Annotated in this window: 18 protein-coding genes; 1 reads left to right on the top strand and 17 read right to left on the bottom strand. The window is 44.0% G+C overall.

What is annotated here, in order from left to right; all coding sequences use genetic code 11:
* Positions 1–457 precede the first annotated feature (457 nt).
* The 6 genes from yabG to metG form a co-directional block, all read right to left on the bottom strand.
* Positions 458–1,342: a sporulation peptidase YabG gene (yabG, locus tag J0K78_RS18280; RefSeq protein WP_206948363.1), complete on the bottom strand. Its 885-nt coding sequence runs from the start codon at positions 1,340–1,342 to the stop codon at positions 458–460.
* Between the two features lie 69 nt (positions 1,343–1,411).
* Positions 1,412–2,281 carry a 16S rRNA (adenine(1518)-N(6)/adenine(1519)-N(6))-dimethyltransferase RsmA gene (rsmA, locus tag J0K78_RS18275; protein WP_206948362.1) on the bottom strand — a complete coding sequence of 290 codons (870 nt, stop codon included), beginning with the start codon at positions 2,279–2,281 and terminating at the stop codon, positions 1,412–1,414.
* Positions 2,271–2,834, bottom strand: coding sequence for a ribonuclease M5 (gene rnmV, locus J0K78_RS18270; RefSeq protein ID WP_206948361.1), 564 nt, complete (start codon positions 2,832–2,834; stop codon positions 2,271–2,273). The genes rsmA and rnmV overlap by 11 nt, the downstream gene beginning before the upstream one ends.
* 99 nt (positions 2,835–2,933) lie before the next feature.
* Positions 2,934–4,202, bottom strand: a complete 1,269-nt coding sequence (locus J0K78_RS18265) for a G5 and 3D domain-containing protein (protein WP_206948360.1) — start codon at positions 4,200–4,202, stop codon at positions 2,934–2,936.
* Positions 4,203–4,411: 209 nt separating this feature from the next.
* Positions 4,412–5,185, bottom strand: a complete 774-nt coding sequence (locus J0K78_RS18260) for a TatD family hydrolase (RefSeq protein WP_206948359.1) — start codon at positions 5,183–5,185, stop codon at positions 4,412–4,414.
* 81 nt (positions 5,186–5,266) lie between these two features.
* Positions 5,267–7,222, bottom strand: coding sequence for a methionine--tRNA ligase (gene metG, locus J0K78_RS18255; RefSeq protein WP_206948358.1), 1,956 nt, complete (start codon positions 7,220–7,222; stop codon positions 5,267–5,269).
* A gap of 415 nt (positions 7,223–7,637) precedes the next feature.
* Here metG and J0K78_RS18250 point away from each other — a divergent pair, with 415 nt between their 5' ends.
* On the top strand, positions 7,638–7,913 hold the full coding sequence (locus J0K78_RS18250) for a transition state genes transcriptional regulator AbrB (RefSeq protein ID WP_075038313.1): 276 nt from the start codon (positions 7,638–7,640) through the stop codon (positions 7,911–7,913).
* Positions 7,914–8,036: 123 nt separating this feature from the next.
* Here the strand turns inward: J0K78_RS18250 and rsmI are convergent, their stop codons facing one another.
* The 11 genes from rsmI to J0K78_RS20125 form a co-directional block, all read right to left on the bottom strand.
* Positions 8,037–8,915, bottom strand: a complete 879-nt coding sequence (gene rsmI, locus J0K78_RS18245) for a 16S rRNA (cytidine(1402)-2'-O)-methyltransferase (RefSeq protein WP_206948357.1) — start codon at positions 8,913–8,915, stop codon at positions 8,037–8,039.
* Positions 8,884–9,183, bottom strand: a complete 300-nt coding sequence (locus J0K78_RS18240) for a GIY-YIG nuclease family protein (protein WP_206948356.1) — start codon at positions 9,181–9,183, stop codon at positions 8,884–8,886. Before J0K78_RS18240 ends, rsmI begins: the two co-directional genes overlap by 32 nt.
* The gene (locus tag J0K78_RS18235) at positions 9,173–9,916 is read right to left on the bottom strand and encodes a tRNA1(Val) (adenine(37)-N6)-methyltransferase (RefSeq protein WP_206948355.1); all 744 of its coding nucleotides are present in this window, start codon (positions 9,914–9,916) and stop codon (positions 9,173–9,175) included. Before J0K78_RS18235 ends, J0K78_RS18240 begins: the two co-directional genes overlap by 11 nt.
* A gap of 258 nt (positions 9,917–10,174) precedes the next feature.
* Positions 10,175–10,519, bottom strand: a complete 345-nt coding sequence (yabA, locus tag J0K78_RS18230) for a DNA replication initiation control protein YabA (RefSeq protein ID WP_206948354.1) — start codon at positions 10,517–10,519, stop codon at positions 10,175–10,177.
* Positions 10,520–10,534: 15 nt separating this feature from the next.
* Positions 10,535–11,362: a PSP1 domain-containing protein gene (locus J0K78_RS18225; protein WP_160916833.1), complete on the bottom strand. Its 828-nt coding sequence runs from the start codon at positions 11,360–11,362 to the stop codon at positions 10,535–10,537.
* Positions 11,363–11,369: 7 nt separating this feature from the next.
* Positions 11,370–12,356: a DNA polymerase III subunit delta' gene (holB, locus tag J0K78_RS18220; RefSeq protein WP_160916835.1), complete on the bottom strand. Its 987-nt coding sequence runs from the start codon at positions 12,354–12,356 to the stop codon at positions 11,370–11,372.
* A 13-nt stretch (positions 12,357–12,369) separates the two neighbouring features.
* The gene (locus J0K78_RS18215) at positions 12,370–12,810 is read right to left on the bottom strand and encodes a YaaR family protein (RefSeq protein ID WP_206948353.1); all 441 of its coding nucleotides are present in this window, start codon (positions 12,808–12,810) and stop codon (positions 12,370–12,372) included.
* Between the two features lie 18 nt (positions 12,811–12,828).
* Positions 12,829–13,158 (bottom strand): cyclic-di-AMP receptor, encoded by a 330-nt coding sequence (locus J0K78_RS18210; protein WP_160916839.1) that lies wholly within the window; start codon positions 13,156–13,158, stop codon positions 12,829–12,831.
* A gap of 54 nt (positions 13,159–13,212) precedes the next feature.
* A complete protein-coding gene (tmk, locus tag J0K78_RS18205; RefSeq protein ID WP_206948352.1) occupies positions 13,213–13,842 on the bottom strand; it encodes a dTMP kinase in 630 nt (209 codons plus the stop codon).
* 2 nt (positions 13,843–13,844) lie between these two features.
* Entirely contained in the window at positions 13,845–15,260 is a 1,416-nt protein-coding gene (locus J0K78_RS18200; protein WP_370551180.1) for an aminotransferase class I/II-fold pyridoxal phosphate-dependent enzyme, read from the bottom strand.
* A gap of 257 nt (positions 15,261–15,517) precedes the next feature.
* Positions 15,518–15,700, bottom strand: coding sequence for a sigma factor G inhibitor Gin (locus tag J0K78_RS20125; RefSeq protein WP_206948351.1), 183 nt, complete (start codon positions 15,698–15,700; stop codon positions 15,518–15,520).
* Between the last annotated feature and the right edge of the window lie 162 nt (positions 15,701–15,862).

Genomic DNA, 15,862 nt, shown 5'->3' with positions numbered 1-15,862 from the left:
CCTATCTCCTTCTCCCACGGGAGTCTCGCAGCTTCCCAACCACCCCATTTCATATGAGGGAGAAACGAACCCCCTATACCGAGATGGAGTGCCCACCACTCTCCCATCTAGAGTGGGGATAAGCTTCTGTATCAAGCTTTCACTTTCTGAATGCCCACTGGGGGAATTAATATTATCCTTTTCCCAAAATCATACAAGCTGATTTTTAAGTAGTGGTTTCGATAACCTTCCTTGGTTAAGGGGTGGAGGGGAATGGCGAGACTCCTGCGGGAAAAGAGTGCTAGGTGAGACCCCGCAAGGCTTCAGCCTGAGGAGGCTCACCGCGCTCCCGCGGAAAGCGAGTTATTCCCCTCCGCCCCATCCACTCAACAAAAGTCTCGAAATTGAGCCTTACACAATCCTGCCATTTAGCTGAAGGTGAATAAAAAAAGCCGTCATCACGTGATGACGGCTTTTTTTATGGTTCCTGGATTTCTTCTGTTTGATTTTCAGTGTAGGGCATGCCGATGCGGAGCAATCCTTTGGTTTCAATTCCGCCAAGGCCGTCTTCTCCACTTATAGTATTGCGAATGACTTCCCATATGTTGATATGGTCCATAAACGAAGTATACGCCACACGGGCAGCCACGTAGACCGGGTCAATGGCGTGAATGTTAACCCGGGCAGGTGAGCTCGCGAAGTTGGCTCCAGCCCTGATGATGGATTCAAAATGAGATTGGCAGGCACCAGCAAAAACGACCATTTGATCGAAATTGGGATATTTTCTTCTTATGTTCCTGACAGCTTCTACAAAGTACTTGGAATGACGATAAGACTCCAACTCCCTGACAGTTCCTTTCGCTTTGGAGTAAGAGTCGTGTCCCGTCAAAACGACAATTTCCGGGTGTACTTTTTCTATTAGAGACAGGACTTGGTTCGGCATTTCTTTTTCGTGAAGGTATTGTCCATGAACTTGCAACCCCAGTTGTTCATATAAAGCAATACACTTTTTCAAAAACAATGGATCTCCATCTATATGAAGAATTCGGGGAGGGATTTGAAAATAGTTCGTTTCTTTTTGATTGGCATATCCACTCCCTGCTTCTGCTTCCCTTTTTTCTTTGAGGAGTCTGTAATCTTGACGAAATAAACGGTAGGAATAGGCTTCCTTCTCATCGACTTCACTTTTTCTACGGTGATACTCAGCTCCGGTTACTTTTTCAAGATCATCGAGAGGGGCGTCGGCCTCAAGTCTTACATATTCGCCCATCAATTTTAAGAGTGGTCCCTTCTCTGACTTCACTCGAAAAATGATGTCGTGCTGATAGGATTTCCGTGTTACAAGGTCTCCACTTGATATCATCACTTCCCCACCTCACTCTATACACTACTGTAGTGTATGTGTGAACATGGGCTTTGTGTCTATTTACAGTTACTTATATAAAACGTTGGCTAGATCTGCGAATTCCTGCATGGATAAAGATTCCCCGCGTCGAGATGGATCGATTTCGACCTTTTCAAGTCGATTTCTAAGCTCTTCCTTATCCATTTCCCCTTTGAAATGACGGGCTAAGTTGTTCATCAAAGTTTTTCTACGTTGCCCGAACGTTGCTTTCACAACGTCGAAGAAGAATTCTTCATCCTCCACCTCAACAGGTGGCCTCTCTCTCATTTCCAAATGTAGTACAGAAGAATCCACATTCGGTTGAGGCATAAAGACGGTCTTAGGTACATTCAAGACGACATTTGCTTCTGTGTAATACTGAACGGCAATGGAAAGAGAACCGTAACTTTTCGTATTCGGTTCAGCAGCCATACGATCCGCCACTTCTTTCTGAATCATGACCGTTATGCTGTCAATGGGCAGTCGATCCATCAGAAGTTTCATCAGAATAGGTGTCGTAATATAATAAGGAAGGTTAGCTACGACACGGACAGGTTGATCAGGGTTGAAATGATCAGCGATCACACGGGCAACATCCGCTTTGAGAATATCCTGGTTAATGACTTCGACATTGTCATAGTTCCCAAGGGTTTCTTTCAAAATCGGGAGGAGGCGCTGGTCGATTTCAAATGCTACGACACGGTCGGCGTGCTGGGCCAGCTGTTCTGTTAAAGCCCCGATACCAGGTCCGATCTCTATCGCACTCGCCGAACGGTCAATTCCAGCTTCTGCAATGATATTTTTTAAAATGTTAACATCAATGAGAAAGTTTTGCCCCAGGCTTTTCTTAAATGAGAATCCGTAATTCTGCAAAATTTCTTTCGTTCTTGTCGGTGTGGCTACTGCTTTACTGTTCATTTCTTTCCTCCTGTATGATCTGATCCATTGCTTCATTTAGCTGGTGGGATGTAATGTGGAACATATTCAATCGTTTTAACAACTGTTTTCCATTCGTTTTGCCAATTTTGAGGGTGACCCCCAATTTTTCCCGACGCTTGGATGCTTTCGGACCTCCGATGAGTCCGTAGTCGACGAGATCGGCTTTTTCTATTTCACCTTCCCGGATATCCACTAGTTCATATACTGCAGACAGGGCTTCCTGAATATCAGCAATCGACGCATGTTCGATACCAATTCCTTTGTCATGTTTGGCACGTGCACGATGTTTCGGTAAAAAAGCATGCTTGCACGCAGGTACATGCTGGCTTACGATATGCCTGATCCGCTCTCCAGGATAATCGGGATCTGTAAAGATAATGACCCCTCTTTTATCCTGTGCATGTTTGATTTGTTCAAGAACGTGCTCATCAATCGCTGATCCATTCGTTTCAATGGTATCTGCGTCCACGGCAGATTTAATCCGGGCGGTATCATCTTTCCCTTCCACCACAATCACTTCTTTAATTTTCACGTACTTTCCTCCTGTTGCGTTCCCTTCTTCATCTTTCCATAGCATACCATGACTCTATACACGGAAAAAAGCAGAGGAACGATTCCTCTGCTATCTCCATTAATCCAGTATTTTCACTTTTACATTACGGGAGCCGAAATTAAGAGCCTCGCTCCTGGAAGGAACGAATAAATCGATACGATTTCCATTAATAGCTCCACCTGTGTCTCCAGCAATGGCATACCCGTACCCTTCTACCCAGACGCGGCTTCCAAGCGGAATGACACTCGGGTCGACCGCTACGACTTTTTTGTTCGGATTCGCTTTCAAGTTGATGCCTGTAGCCGTAATGCCCGAACATCCTGCACAGTTAGCGGTGTAGGCCGTGGCATGCATATATAAGGTCTTCGCTCCACTTGTATCGTTTCGCGATACCGTCGTAGATGCTTGACTTGAGGAAGAGCGGGAAGAGCTTGATGCATTTGAAGAACTTGACGGGCTTGAAGCAGCAACTGTCGCTTTCTTCTCCACTTTCGTACCAAGAGCAACCACTTTTGTCTTACTCTCTTCTTCCACCGTTTCCTTAATCAGTTCACGGCTGGCTTCCTCACCGTTTTTCAAGATTACTTCATATTCCTTCGTAATCAACCCTTTTTCTCCACTGGAAACGACTTTCTTTTCCCCTTTTGGAAGAGAGTTGTCTTTCTTTGTTTCCACGGTAAAGTCAACTTCTTCTTCGACAACGTCGGTCACTTTCTCGACTCTGGTAATAATGACCTTTTTATCAGAGGATAGCTCTTCTTCCTCATTGAGGTTCAACTCATCCAATTCGCTCAGAGTAATCCCCTCTTCTTGAAACAACTCGTCGACCGTGGATGCGGTCGTCCAGATTTTTTTGGAGTCTCCTCCATCATTGACGTTCACTTGGAAGGCCTGTTGGACTTCAATGTCCATGCCATCTTCAATGAGAGCATCCGGATCATGGGATAATTCATCCCGTTCTTTGAATTCAAGACCCTCCTGCTCAAAGAATTCCTCCACTGTCGAGGCTGTTGTAAAGTATTCTTCTGTATGGTTTCGATCGATGGCTAGATTGATAGACTTAGATGCTATGTACGAGACATCCATTCCATACTCAACCGGATCGGATAAGTTATGTGATAATTCATCGTGTTGTTGAACAGTGACATCGAGCTCTGATAATAATTCATCAATAGTATCAGCATGAGTGCGTATCAGTTCTTTCTGCCCATTTTGTGTCACTTGCACAGAAGCTTTAGTAGCTTCATACGAAACGGTTACTAAAAAGGCGATGCATAGGACGGCAATCACAGTTGCCCATACCATCATGTGACTAATGGCTGATTTTAACAATTCCCCTATATTCATCCTTTGGCCTCCTTTCTAAAGCACGCGTTTTATTGTAGTCAAGTGACAAACTCATGTCAAATGGATCCTCTTTACAAAAAATAGAGGAGCCAGCATGACCATCACTGGCTCCTCTATTATGCTATTATACCTAGTCAATTAACATAACAAACGTGTTACAGTTCCCATACAATTGGGCGGATTTTGTAATATACCCTCCAAGGTCCCCTTTATTGCGACTGGATTCCAAAGAATTCGAGAGCATTCGAAGTTGTGGTTTCACTCACCTCTTCATACGAAATTCCCTTCAACTCTGCAATTTGTTCCGCGACAAGCTTCACATAGGCAGGTTCATTTCGCTTCCCGCGGTTCGGATGCGGAGCCAGGAACGGGCAGTCCGTTTCTACTAACAAATGCTTAAGATCCACCGCTTTGGCCACTTCTTTCGGTAATTTTGCATTTTTAAAGGTGACAGGACCGCCTAAGGAAATCATGAAGTTCATATCGATGCATTCCTGCGCTGTTTCTACAGGCCCACTGTAACAATGCATGATGCCGCCGATTTCAGCTGCATTCTCTTCCTTTAGGACTTCAACAATATCATCTGTCGCCTCACGATTGTGGATGATAATCGGCATCTTCACCTTCTTTGCCAGACGGATCTGTTTACGGAACACTTCTTTTTGCACCTCTTTTGGTGACTTATCCCAATGGTAATCCAATCCCATTTCCCCTATCGCCACGACTTTAGGGTGCTGAGACAATTCCTCAATCCATTGAAGGTCCTCATCCGTCATATCAATAGCATCAACCGGATGCCAGCCTACAGCGGCATAGATGTTTTCATACCGCTCGGCGATTTCCATCGCTTTCGGGATCGTTTTCCTATCGAAGCCTACAACGGTCATATACTGAACACCAGCTTCTTGAGCTCTTTCAATCGTTTCTTCCAAGTCTTCTTCGAACTGATCTGCATTTAAGTGGACGTGCGTATCAAACAACATTCATTTTCCCACCTTCATCAATTAATCGTCATGTAAAAAAAGGGAAAGCACTATGGAGAGCTTTCCCTTTTTATTGGCGTGTTATTTCACTTTCGTCCCATTCTTCAACGTCTGATCCACAGATGCCAAAGATAAACCATTGTCGTCTTCACCAGCAAGAATCATCCCTTCAGACAATTCCCCGCGGAGTTTGACCGGTTTCAAGTTGGCGACGCAAATGACTTTCCTTCCAACAAGATCTTCCGGAGTGTAGTGTTCAGCGATACCGGAAACGACTTGGCGCTGCTCATAACCGAGGTCCAATTGAATTTTAAGCAGCTTGTCTGCTTTCTTCACCTTGTCGACTTTCGTTACTTCCGCAACCCGGAAATCAAGCTTCATGAAATCATCAATGGTCACTTCTTCCACTTGCTCCTTTTTCTCCTCTTTTTTCTCTTCTTTTGGAGGAGCTGACTTCTTCATCATGTCTTTGATGATTTGCGTCTCCTCTTCCGCATCGAGACGAGGGAAAATCGGCTGGTCTTTTTGTACCTTCGTTCCAGCTGGAAGAATTCCAAATTCGCTGAGGCTTTCCCATGCTTTATGCTCATCTGCTGTTACTCCGAGCTGCTGGAAGATTCGCTCAGGCGTCTGCGTCAAGAACGGCTGAAGCATCACAGCTATTTGACGAAGCGATTCAGCCAGGTGGGCCATGACATTACCCAGTCGGTCTTTTTGGTTTTCATCTTTAGCCAGAACCCACGGCTGTGTTTCATCGATATATTTATTCGTACGACTGACGAATTTCCAGAGATCTGCAAGAGCCACAGAAAACTCCATGTTCTCAAGAGCATCTTCTACAGAGATTCTCGTCTCCTGGGCCAGTTTTTCAAGGCTTTCATCAAATTCATCTTCCCCTAGTTTCAGAGCTGGAATTTCACCATCGAAATACTTACTGATCATCGCGACTGTACGGTTCAGCAGGTTCCCAAGGTCATTCGCAAGGTCATAGTTCGTACGTTCAACGAATGCTTCTGGTGTAAACACCCCATCAGAACCGAATGGTACTTCACGAAGCAAGTAGTAGCGTAGAGCGTCCAGACCATAACGATCGCTCAACTGGACCGGATCCACAACGTTCCCCTTGGACTTGGACATTTTTCCATCTTTCATTAAGATCCAGCCATGGGCAAATACCTGCTTCGGCAAAGGCAGATCAAGAGCCATCAGCATGATCGGCCAATAAATGGTATGGAAACGGACAATTTCCTTCCCTACAAGCTGAACATCTGCCGGCCAGTATTTTTGATATTTGGAATCATCATCACTTTCATAGCCAAGCGCGGTAATGTAGTTGCTCAACGCATCAATCCATACGTAAATGACGTGCTTCTCATTTCCTGGTACTCCAATTCCCCAATCGAATGTCGTCCGGGATACAGCCAGGTCTTCAAGACCTGGTTTAATAAAGTTGTTGATCATTTCATTTTTACGGCTTTCCGGTTGGATGAATTTCGGGTTCTTCTCATAGAACTCAAGCAATTGATCCACATAGTTGCTCATCTTGAAGAAGTAGGATTCTTCTTTTACTTTTTCTACTTCCCCGCCACAATCCGGGCAGCGGCCGTCTTCAAGCTGACGTTCTGTGAAAAAGGACTCGCACGGGGTACAATACCAACCTTCATACTCATCCAAATAAATGTCGCCTTTTTTCATTAAGTAATCAAAAATTTTCTCTACGACTACTTTGTGACGATCCTGTGTGGTACGAATGAAGTCATCATAGGAAATATCGAGTTTATCCCATAATTGCTTAATCCCGCTCACAATATCATCCACGTAAGCTTGTGGAGAGACTCCTTTTTCTTCTGCCTTCCGCTGGATCTTCTGTCCATGCTCATCCGTTCCGGTCAAATACATGACATCATATCCCCGTAAACGTTTGTAGCGTGCCATCGCATCACCCGCTACGGTCGTGTAGGCATGTCCAATATGCAAATTACCACTAGGGTAATAAATAGGTGTCGTTATATAAAACGTCTTATTTTCCTCAGGCATTCTGTTCCCTCCTCAAAATCTTCCTACCATGTGTCATAAAAGGTCATGGTATCATTCTATCGATTTATCTTCTTTATTTCCATTCCTAACATTAAAATATACCGAATTTTACGTAAAACTGTCAAAAGAACCAAACATTATAATTTCACATATGTAAATACTCTGGTAAAATAAAATGTATATAGATAGGTTGGATAAACCAACCAGATATGGGATGAAAGGGATGGGTAGAGATGGAAAGAGGCCTGGATGAATCGCTCCACTCACCCATTTTCAATACCTGCACCAGTATGTGGAATTGGAAATTCTTATCCCTTTTTAAGTAATTGACACGTCTGGGAATGGTTGGTACTATATTGTCGAGACATATGTCGAAACATGACAGCCAAACTTTTGATTGAGGGGAGACAGAAATATGAAATCTACAGGTATTGTACGTAAAGTCGACGAGCTCGGTCGCGTGGTTATTCCGATCGAACTCCGCCGCACACTAGGCATTAACGAAAAGGACGCGTTGGAGATTTATGTGGACGATGACCGTATCGTTCTAAAGAAATATAAGCCCAACATGACTTGCCATGTCACAGGGGAAGTTTCTGATGAAAATATGAAACTGGCAAACGGCAACCTAGTCCTGAGCAAGGAAGGCGCACAAATGCTGCTTTCAGAACTACAAGACAACCTAAAATAAATAAGATTTAGAGATAAATAGATAAGAGACGATTTACTGGTTATAGAGAGAAAAAAAGACATATGTTAAAGCAACCCCTTACTGTTCACAGGCCTGGCAGTAAGGGGTTTTCTCTTGCTGGTTTTATTTTTCTTCTACATGATAGGCCTGATAGACTTCCCGTTTCGGGAGCTTTCGGTCTAGAGCCGTCTGTTTTATCGCTTCTTTATTCCTCATTCCATCGTTTTCAATATAGTGCTGGACGTGATCAACGAGAGATAAGTGTGCCCACCACTGGTGGCTATCCTCAGATTCTACATCACCCGCTCCTTCAATCACTACACAAAATTCCCCACGAATTTGTTCAGAATGCGCCCAATCCACTAATTCTCCCAAACCCCCACGGATGTATTCTTCGTAACGTTTCGTCAGTTCGCGGACTAATGAGGCCTTTCTATCTCCAAGTATTTCATGGACATGGCTTAACATCTCCTTCAATCGGTGAGGAGATTCATAAAAAATCAGCGTGGCTTGAATGGATTGAAGCTTCTCTAAAACGGCGGCGCGGTCTTTCTTTTTCCTTGGAAGAAATCCATGAAAGTAAAACTCTTCTGTCGATAGCCCTGATCCGGCGAGAGCAGGCAGCGCGGCATTCGCACCTGGCAGAACAACGACTGGGATATCTGCTTCAATCGCTCTTTGGACAAGATCTGTTCCAGGATCTGAAACCCCAGGCATACCCGCATCACTGACGATGGCGATGTTTTTTCCACCACTAAGCCTCTCAATCAACTCCGGACCTTTTGTGTGTTTGTTATGTTCATGATAACTGACAAGTGTCGTAGAGATTTCAAAGTGATTGAGCAATTTTCTGGAATTCCTCGTATCCTCGGCACCAATCATATCCACTTCTTTTAAAGTATTAACAGCACGAAAGGTCATATCTTCCAGGTTCCCTATGGGAGTTGGGACAATATAAAGCGTTCCTTGATCATGATCCATGAAACTTTTCTGTACGTTCATCCATACTCACCCCTTCCTTTCTTTGTTCAATCCAATATTCTTTCTCTTTCCTTGTCATTCGTTTCAGCCGGTATTCTTGTTGTAAGGCTTCTGACTTCGTCTCATACACTTCATAAGCCTCAAGTACGAGAGGCCCTCTACCTCTTGTGTACTTGGCCCCTTTGCCGCTCTGATGCTTTTCTAACCTAGCTTCCAGATTGTTGGTGTATCCGGTATAAAGGGTGTCATCTTTACATTTGAGCATATAGACGTAATGACTATTCTCCATAAAGAATTTCCCTTAGCTCTTGAGTATATTCGTCATCATTCGTAAGAGCGTACAGCGGAGGTAGAAATTTCAGCCCGGGCTTCCCGTCTCTGACTCCTTCAATCAGAAGAATGTTCGCTTCTTTTCCTTCTTTTGGATATACGAGTCGCATTCTTTTGGGCTCCAACTTGTACTTCTTGAATAACTGAATAATTTCTACCATGCGCTCAGGGCGATGAACCATGGATACTTTCCCTCCTGACTTCGCCAGCCTGCTGCATGACTCTACCACGTCTTCTAAGCTGCAGTAGATTTCGTGCCTCGCAATAGCCAAATGCTCATTCAGATTCTGCTCATCCGCTTTAGGAGTAGGAAAATAAGGAGGATTACACGTAACCAGATCGAATTTGTCATTTCCGTAATGCACGGGCATATCTTTCAAATCCCCATGAATCATATTCAGTTGATTTCCTAAATCATTCAGTTCAATGTTACGGAGGGCCATGTCGTAGAGCCGATCCTGAATTTCCACCCCTGTTATCGGAACTCTCGATCGAGTGGAAAGAAAAAGAGGGACGACACCGTTCCCTGTACATAAATCTATGATTTTTCCCCGTGTTTTTGGTACGTACGTAAAGTCAGCGAGTAAAACCGCATCTAATGAAAAAGCGAATACGCTCGGGCTTTGAATAATCCGCATGTTTTCTTTCGCTAATAAAAAATCAATTCGTTCATCTCCATATAATTGAACCATTTCCGCTTTCCTTTCTTTACTTGAATTTCCTATAACAGCTCCCTTTTCTGGAACGGTTTCGTTGCTTTTTTCAGGGGGGAACGGATTCTGGGAAACTACACGCTTCTCACCGCCTCCTATCTGCACACAACCACACGAAATCAAGTATTCCATAATACTGACAGATCATCTTTCCATAACATAACTATAATTTTAAACCCATCCATGATATAAAGAGAGCCCTTCCTCGAACGAGCAAGGAAAGGCTTGGACCTGGAATTATTTCTTTTTGTTTAAGAAAGATAAGCAAAACAGACAATCCTCATCTCTCGGGCTGCCAAAATGAAGATTACAAATATGAAAGCCTTCTTCGTAAAGCCTCGCAAGATTATCATAGCCTTCCCCGACGACTGCCCCTTTGTCCTGTTTGGAATTTGAGGAAGATTGTTCTTTTTCATTCTCTTTCTCTAACCGTTGTCGCAAGTGATGATTTTCAAGCGATAAATGCTGGTTTTCTTCTAAGAGATAGGCCAGCTGTTTTTTTAAATCGCCGAGCTGTTCATAGAGCTCACCGATTTGACTTTCAAAATGGGATACTTGTTCAAATATGGCTTTCTTCTTCACGCTCGACTCCACCCTTTATTCTGAGGCTTCGGTTTGAAGAACTCCTTCATCGATCAGCTCTTGCAGAGAGTATTCAAGGACGCGCTCTTTGTCGCGGAATTCAATCTGCACCATACGTTCGAGCATATTCAGTCCGACGACTTTTCCTTTACCGAAGGAGGTCGCAATGCTTTCACCGAGGTCAGGAAGCTCTTTCTTCGCATTTTCGTAATCATCATTTTCGTACTTGAGACAACACATTAAGCGGCCGCAAAGGCCAGAAATTTTCGCTGGGTTCAAGGATAAGTTCTGGTCCTTGGCCATTTTTATAGAAACAGGTTCGAAATCACCTAAAAACGTTGAGCAACAAAGCATCCGTCCACATGGACCGATCCCCCCGAGCATTTTCGCTTCATCCCTGACACCGATTTGGCGCAGTTCGATCCTCGTCTTGAAAACAGACGCAAGATCTTTGACTAATGTACGGAAGTCCACACGGCCATCAGCCGTAAAGTAGAAGATCACTTTATTACGATCAAACGTGTATTCGACATCCACAAGATTCATGTCCAATTTATGTTCACGGATTTTCTTTTCGCAAACCCGGTAAGCTTCTGCGGCGTTGTCTTTGTTTTCATCCACCGTCACTTTATCTTTATCATCTGCCATACGGATGACTTTTTTAAGAGGTAAAACAACGTCTTCTTCATCTATGGATTTATTAGCAATGACAACTTTTCCGAATTCGATTCCGCGTACGGTTTCAACGATGACATAATCGTCCGTCGTCATCCGCAATTCCCCCGGATCGAAATAATATACCTTACCCGCCTGCTTAAATCGGACACCTACAACTTCGATCATTCGATCATCACCTCTGTAGTTGAAGGGTAAGTTGTTCCATCACTAAATTAGGATGGACATTTTGATTTATCTTTCGTTTCGCCTCAAGAATATCCGTTAAGCTTCGTGCTGCTGACTGACGTGACCAACGCATCGCTGCCTGGTTCAAATTCTCTCTCTCTGTCGTGAAAATGATCGATTCTTCCCGGTCCAAAAGTTGGTTGATCACATCTTGGAACCAGAGCATCAATACATCCAGACCACGCTGCAGCTGCGTTCGCTCTTTGAAATGAGGCATCCACTGATGGTTGATAAACAAAAGTCCTTCATTTGGTTTATTTTGAAGCACTTCAATTAATTGTATCACTAGTTTTCGCACATTCGCAAACCACTCATCTTCATTCATCTCGAGGGCTTCTGTCAAATTATTCGTTAAGGATGACAAAAGTCTCGCATTCGATTCAGAGACTCCTTCTTCCACCAATTTTTCCTGCACACGCCTTGGATTCAGCGGCTGAAAGGCAAGCAATTGACAACGCGACCTGATGGTATCCAGTATGGTCGGACCACTTTCGGTCAGTAACATCGCGGTCGTCTGCTGACTCGGTTCCTCCAGAAATTTTAATAATCGGTTCGAAGCGTTGACTGTCATCTTTTCTGCATCGACGATAATATAGACTTTTCGGTTTGACTCCATTCCTGTATACGTAAATTCTTTTTGTAAATGGAGGATTTGTTCTTTTTTGATGGATTGTCCCTCAGGTTCTATCCAGTGCAAGTCTGGATGATTCCCTGAATCAATCCGGTGACAATCCCTGCAGCTTTGGCAGGGCTCCGCGCCTTCTCTGTTTTTGCAGAAAATACTTTTCGCAAAAAGAATACTCATTTCCCTTTTACCTGTCCCGCGATTCCCCTGAAACAAATAAGCGTGGGAAATCCGGTCCTTTTTGAAGCTGTTCATCAGCATTTGGGCAGCTAGAGGCTGGATGTCTTTCATTTGTGTCCAAGTCTGCATACTACTTCCGTCCTTACGTATATAAATTAATAAGCAAACCTTTGATTTCACCAATCAGCCCAAGCAGATCAACCGTTCGCTTTTCCTGATCCATCACTGCCTCTGTCAGTTCAGACAGCTTCTCATCAACCGATTCCACTATCGTCAACTTTCGAGTCTGTCCATGTGCATTCCAACTATGCGAATGCTTCAGGTTCATTCCATATTGGACGGACTCTTTCATGAAGTCTTTGATAAGACGTTTATATTTAGCCAGATCACGGAAAGACCGAGCTCTTGCCACCCGCTCCCCCTGTGCCGTTATACTACTCATCAGCCTGCTCAATTGGGCTTCTTGCAGCTGCCGGGATTGGGACTGCACCATCGCATCAAAACCAGACTTCCCGTTCGTCTGAAGAGAAGAGTGTCTTTTTGCTGCCTCCATCTGTGTCCGTATTTCTTGATTGATCTTCATACTTGAACCCCTTCTAAGTTAAAACTGAAAAAAGGAATCAACCGGCAAAATAAATACAGTCGCTCCCCCTACCTCGACCTTTACGGGTTTGGGAATGTAAGAGTCCGCATTTCCCCCCATCGGTGAAATCGGAGCAACCATCTGTTCACGCTGGCTGCAATTATCTTTAATAATATCTAAAGCATCGTCCACTTGATCGTCATCACAACCGATCATGAACGTTGTATTTCCTTCTCGCAAGAATCCACCTGTCGTTGATAGTTTGGTCGTTTTAAAATTATTTTCTGCTAAGGCATCTGTCAAACGACTGCTATCTTTATCCTGAACGACCGCAATGATCATCTTCATGCAATCATACCCTCCTGTTGGGTGTTTTCTCCTATTATAACAAATGGATGGAAATTATGATGGCAAGTGACCGCTTAAAACGCGATACGCATCTTTTTTCACAGATTCGAACTCCTGATCGGCATCAATTACCCTGATGCGGTCCTTACTTTGCTCAGCCAATCGTTGGTAGGCATCATAAACTTTTTCATGAAAATCGATATGTTCAAGGTCGAGACGATTTTTTTCTCTTCCCTGGTTCGCAGCAATCCTCTCCAAACCTCGTTCAGGCTTGATATCAAACAACAACGTCAAATCCGGCATATGATCATCAATGGCGAATTCGTTGATTTTAAAAACTTCCTCCATACCAAGACCACGTGCCGCGCCCTGATAGGCAAGGCTGGAATCTACAAACCGGTCGCAAAGCACGATTTTTCCTTCTTTTAATGCAGGGATGACTTTCTCTACGAGATGCTGCCTGCGTGCCGCGGCATAAAGCAGAGCTTCAGTACGGCCATCCATTTCTGTATGTGAAGGATCAAGGATCACTTCTCTTATTTTCTCTGCGATGCGTATTCCTCCCGGCTCTCTCGTTACCAGAACGGAATACCCTTCCTCTATCAATTCTTTTCCGATCTCTTGGAGGATGGAAGATTTACCAGCTCCATCGCCACCTTCGAACGTTACAAACAACCCTTTCACATCTATTCTCCTTTAAAAACAAGGACACCTTGTTCCATGCCTGTATTTTGAAAACGTGCCCCCTGACTGGACAGGGCACGCACCTGAGCTATATGTTGATCATCCCAGCGTTCCCCCTTCAAGACTAATGGAATGCCTGGTGGATAGGGGATGATCGCTTCTGCTGCGACGTACCCTGCAGCTTCTTGCCAATCCACTCTCTCCACGTCCATTCTCTGCATGAACGAATAACTGAATTCCAGCTTTTGAACCGCTGGAAATTGGATTTGATCCTCTATTATTGTAGCACGGTTTGTTTGCTTTTTTAATTGGGAATCCAAGGTCTTCAACCGGTCCTCCAATAACTGTATATCCACACTCGGGGCGAGCCCAAATACGAGTAGAACTTGATCTGTCGTTGCAAGCTCCGGTACGATTCCTACCTCATCCAGGGCTTCCGCCCACTCAAATCCGGTTCCGCTTAAAACCTCGAGCGTAAGCTTCAACGGATCATCCGTGGTTTTCACAGCCCAATAGTTATACGACTGAAACAAGGCCTTTACTTGCTCTAAGAAAACAAACAAGTCCTCCTTTTCCGTGGGCTTCCATGAAGCTAAATAAGCTCTAGCCACGTCTAAACTCGCCATTAGTGGATAGGAAGGGCTGCTCGACTGGAGCATTTGTAAATAATGACGCATTCGGTTCAGATCGATCCTGTCACCTTGTACATGAAGGAACGAAGCCATGGTCATCGCAGGTGCCATTTTATGTGCAGACTGAGCCACACCATCTGCGCCCGCAGCTAAGGCAGCCTTTGGGAAGGGGTTTCCGAGCTGAAAATGAACGCCGTGAGCCTCATCAACCAGCAGGGGGATACGGGATCTATGAACCACTTCTGCAATTTTCTCCAGATCATACGTTCTTCCAAAGTAATCCGGGTAGGTCAAAAAAACGGCTTTACTGTCAGGGTAGTCCTTCAAAGCTCTCTCGACGTCCTCGGCAGAAACGTAGCTATGTCGGCCAGTTTCCTTTTCATATCTTGGAGAGATGAAGACAGGGGATGCCCCCGAAAGTTCGAGAGCATTCAGTACAGACTTGTGACAATTCCTCTGCACTATAATCTCTTCCCCTGGGAGACAAACAGATAAAATCATAGCCATATTGCCGACCGTTGTCCCATTTATCAAGAAAAAAGTATGGTCACATTGGAAAAATTCGCTCGCTAACTGTTGAGCTTCCTGAATCACACCTTCTGGAGCGTGCAGATCATCCAGTCCATCCACTTCTGTAGCGTCCAATTGTAAAATAGATTGAAACATTTCAGAGGCCTGCTTCTCAAACACTTTCCCATATTTATGTCCAGGGACATGAAAAGATAAAGGATCTCGTTCTATATTCCGTTTAAGCGCTTCGTACAGCGGCATATATGTAGAGTCCACATAATCACCTTCTTCCATGTTTAAGCTTACATAAATAGCCACAGACAAGCAATACATACATCGCCCTGGAACAAAGGCTCCGTCTCGGATGGACATAAAGCATATAAATAAAACGGTTGGAGTAACGTTACCAGTCCGTTATGCAGTACACATGGGTTTGGCTCGAGTGGACGTTACCTTTTTAGTCAATAAAAAAATCCACCCTGCATACAAGGGTGGATGTGTATTCTTCTTCATAGCTGCTACGCTCATTTATATTAAGACGGAATCATAGAACGATGGGCTTTGGCCATACGTTTAACAAAGTAATCATATTTCGGGTCATCAGCAGGTGTGTCGATCATCTCTTCCTCACAATCTTCACAAATAAAAACTCGTAATAGATAAATTCCCTTTTCTGTTTCTCTCTCGCAAATACTGCAATGATCTTTACGGCTCACTCGTTCTCCTCCTCTCTTTAATCATGAAGCCTTTACACTTAGTATCTCCGAATCTATCAACCTTATACATAAAATTTAAAGAAAATAGATTTCAAATAGAAGAGGTGAAGAGAGTTTTAGTATAAAACAAAAAATCTTCAGGAATAAGTCCTGAAGATTTCA

Origin of the sequence: Halobacillus sp. GSS1, assembly GCF_017307035.1 — a bacterium.
GTDB lineage: Bacteria > Bacillota > Bacilli > Bacillales > Halobacillaceae > Halobacillus > Halobacillus litoralis.
The sequence above is the reverse complement of the archived record's forward strand: the minus strand, read 5'-3'. Positions and strand labels throughout refer to the sequence as shown.

Coding starts and splice junctions, on each gene's coding strand:
- rsmI (WP_206948357.1), bottom strand. CDS start 8,915: ATGAACGTACAGAAAAGTTTCATGGATCATGATCAAGGAACGCTTTAT.
- metG (WP_206948358.1), bottom strand. CDS start 7,222: ATGCCTGAGGAAAATAAGACGTTTTATATAACGACACCTATTTATTAC.
- rsmA (WP_206948362.1), bottom strand. CDS start 2,281: ATGAACAGTAAAGCAGTAGCCACACCGACAAGAACGAAAGAAATTTTG.
- J0K78_RS18265 (WP_206948360.1), bottom strand. CDS start 4,202: ATGAATATAGGGGAATTGTTAAAATCAGCCATTAGTCACATGATGGTA.
- yabG (WP_206948363.1), bottom strand. CDS start 1,342: ATGATATCAAGTGGAGACCTTGTAACACGGAAATCCTATCAGCACGAC.
- J0K78_RS18210 (WP_160916839.1), bottom strand. CDS start 13,158: ATGAAGATGATCATTGCGGTCGTTCAGGATAAAGATAGCAGTCGTTTG.
- J0K78_RS18215 (WP_206948353.1), bottom strand. CDS start 12,810: ATGAAGATCAATCAAGAAATACGGACACAGATGGAGGCAGCAAAAAGA.
- holB (WP_160916835.1), bottom strand. CDS start 12,356: ATGCAGACTTGGACACAAATGAAAGACATCCAGCCTCTAGCTGCCCAA.
- J0K78_RS18250 (WP_075038313.1), top strand. CDS start 7,638: ATGAAATCTACAGGTATTGTACGTAAAGTCGACGAGCTCGGTCGCGTG.
- J0K78_RS18225 (WP_160916833.1), bottom strand. CDS start 11,362: ATGATCGAAGTTGTAGGTGTCCGATTTAAGCAGGCGGGTAAGGTATAT.
- J0K78_RS18240 (WP_206948356.1), bottom strand. CDS start 9,183: ATGGAGAATAGTCATTACGTCTATATGCTCAAATGTAAAGATGACACC.
- J0K78_RS18260 (WP_206948359.1), bottom strand. CDS start 5,185: ATGTTGTTTGATACGCACGTCCACTTAAATGCAGATCAGTTCGAAGAA.
- J0K78_RS18235 (WP_206948355.1), bottom strand. CDS start 9,916: ATGGTTCAATTATATGGAGATGAACGAATTGATTTTTTATTAGCGAAA.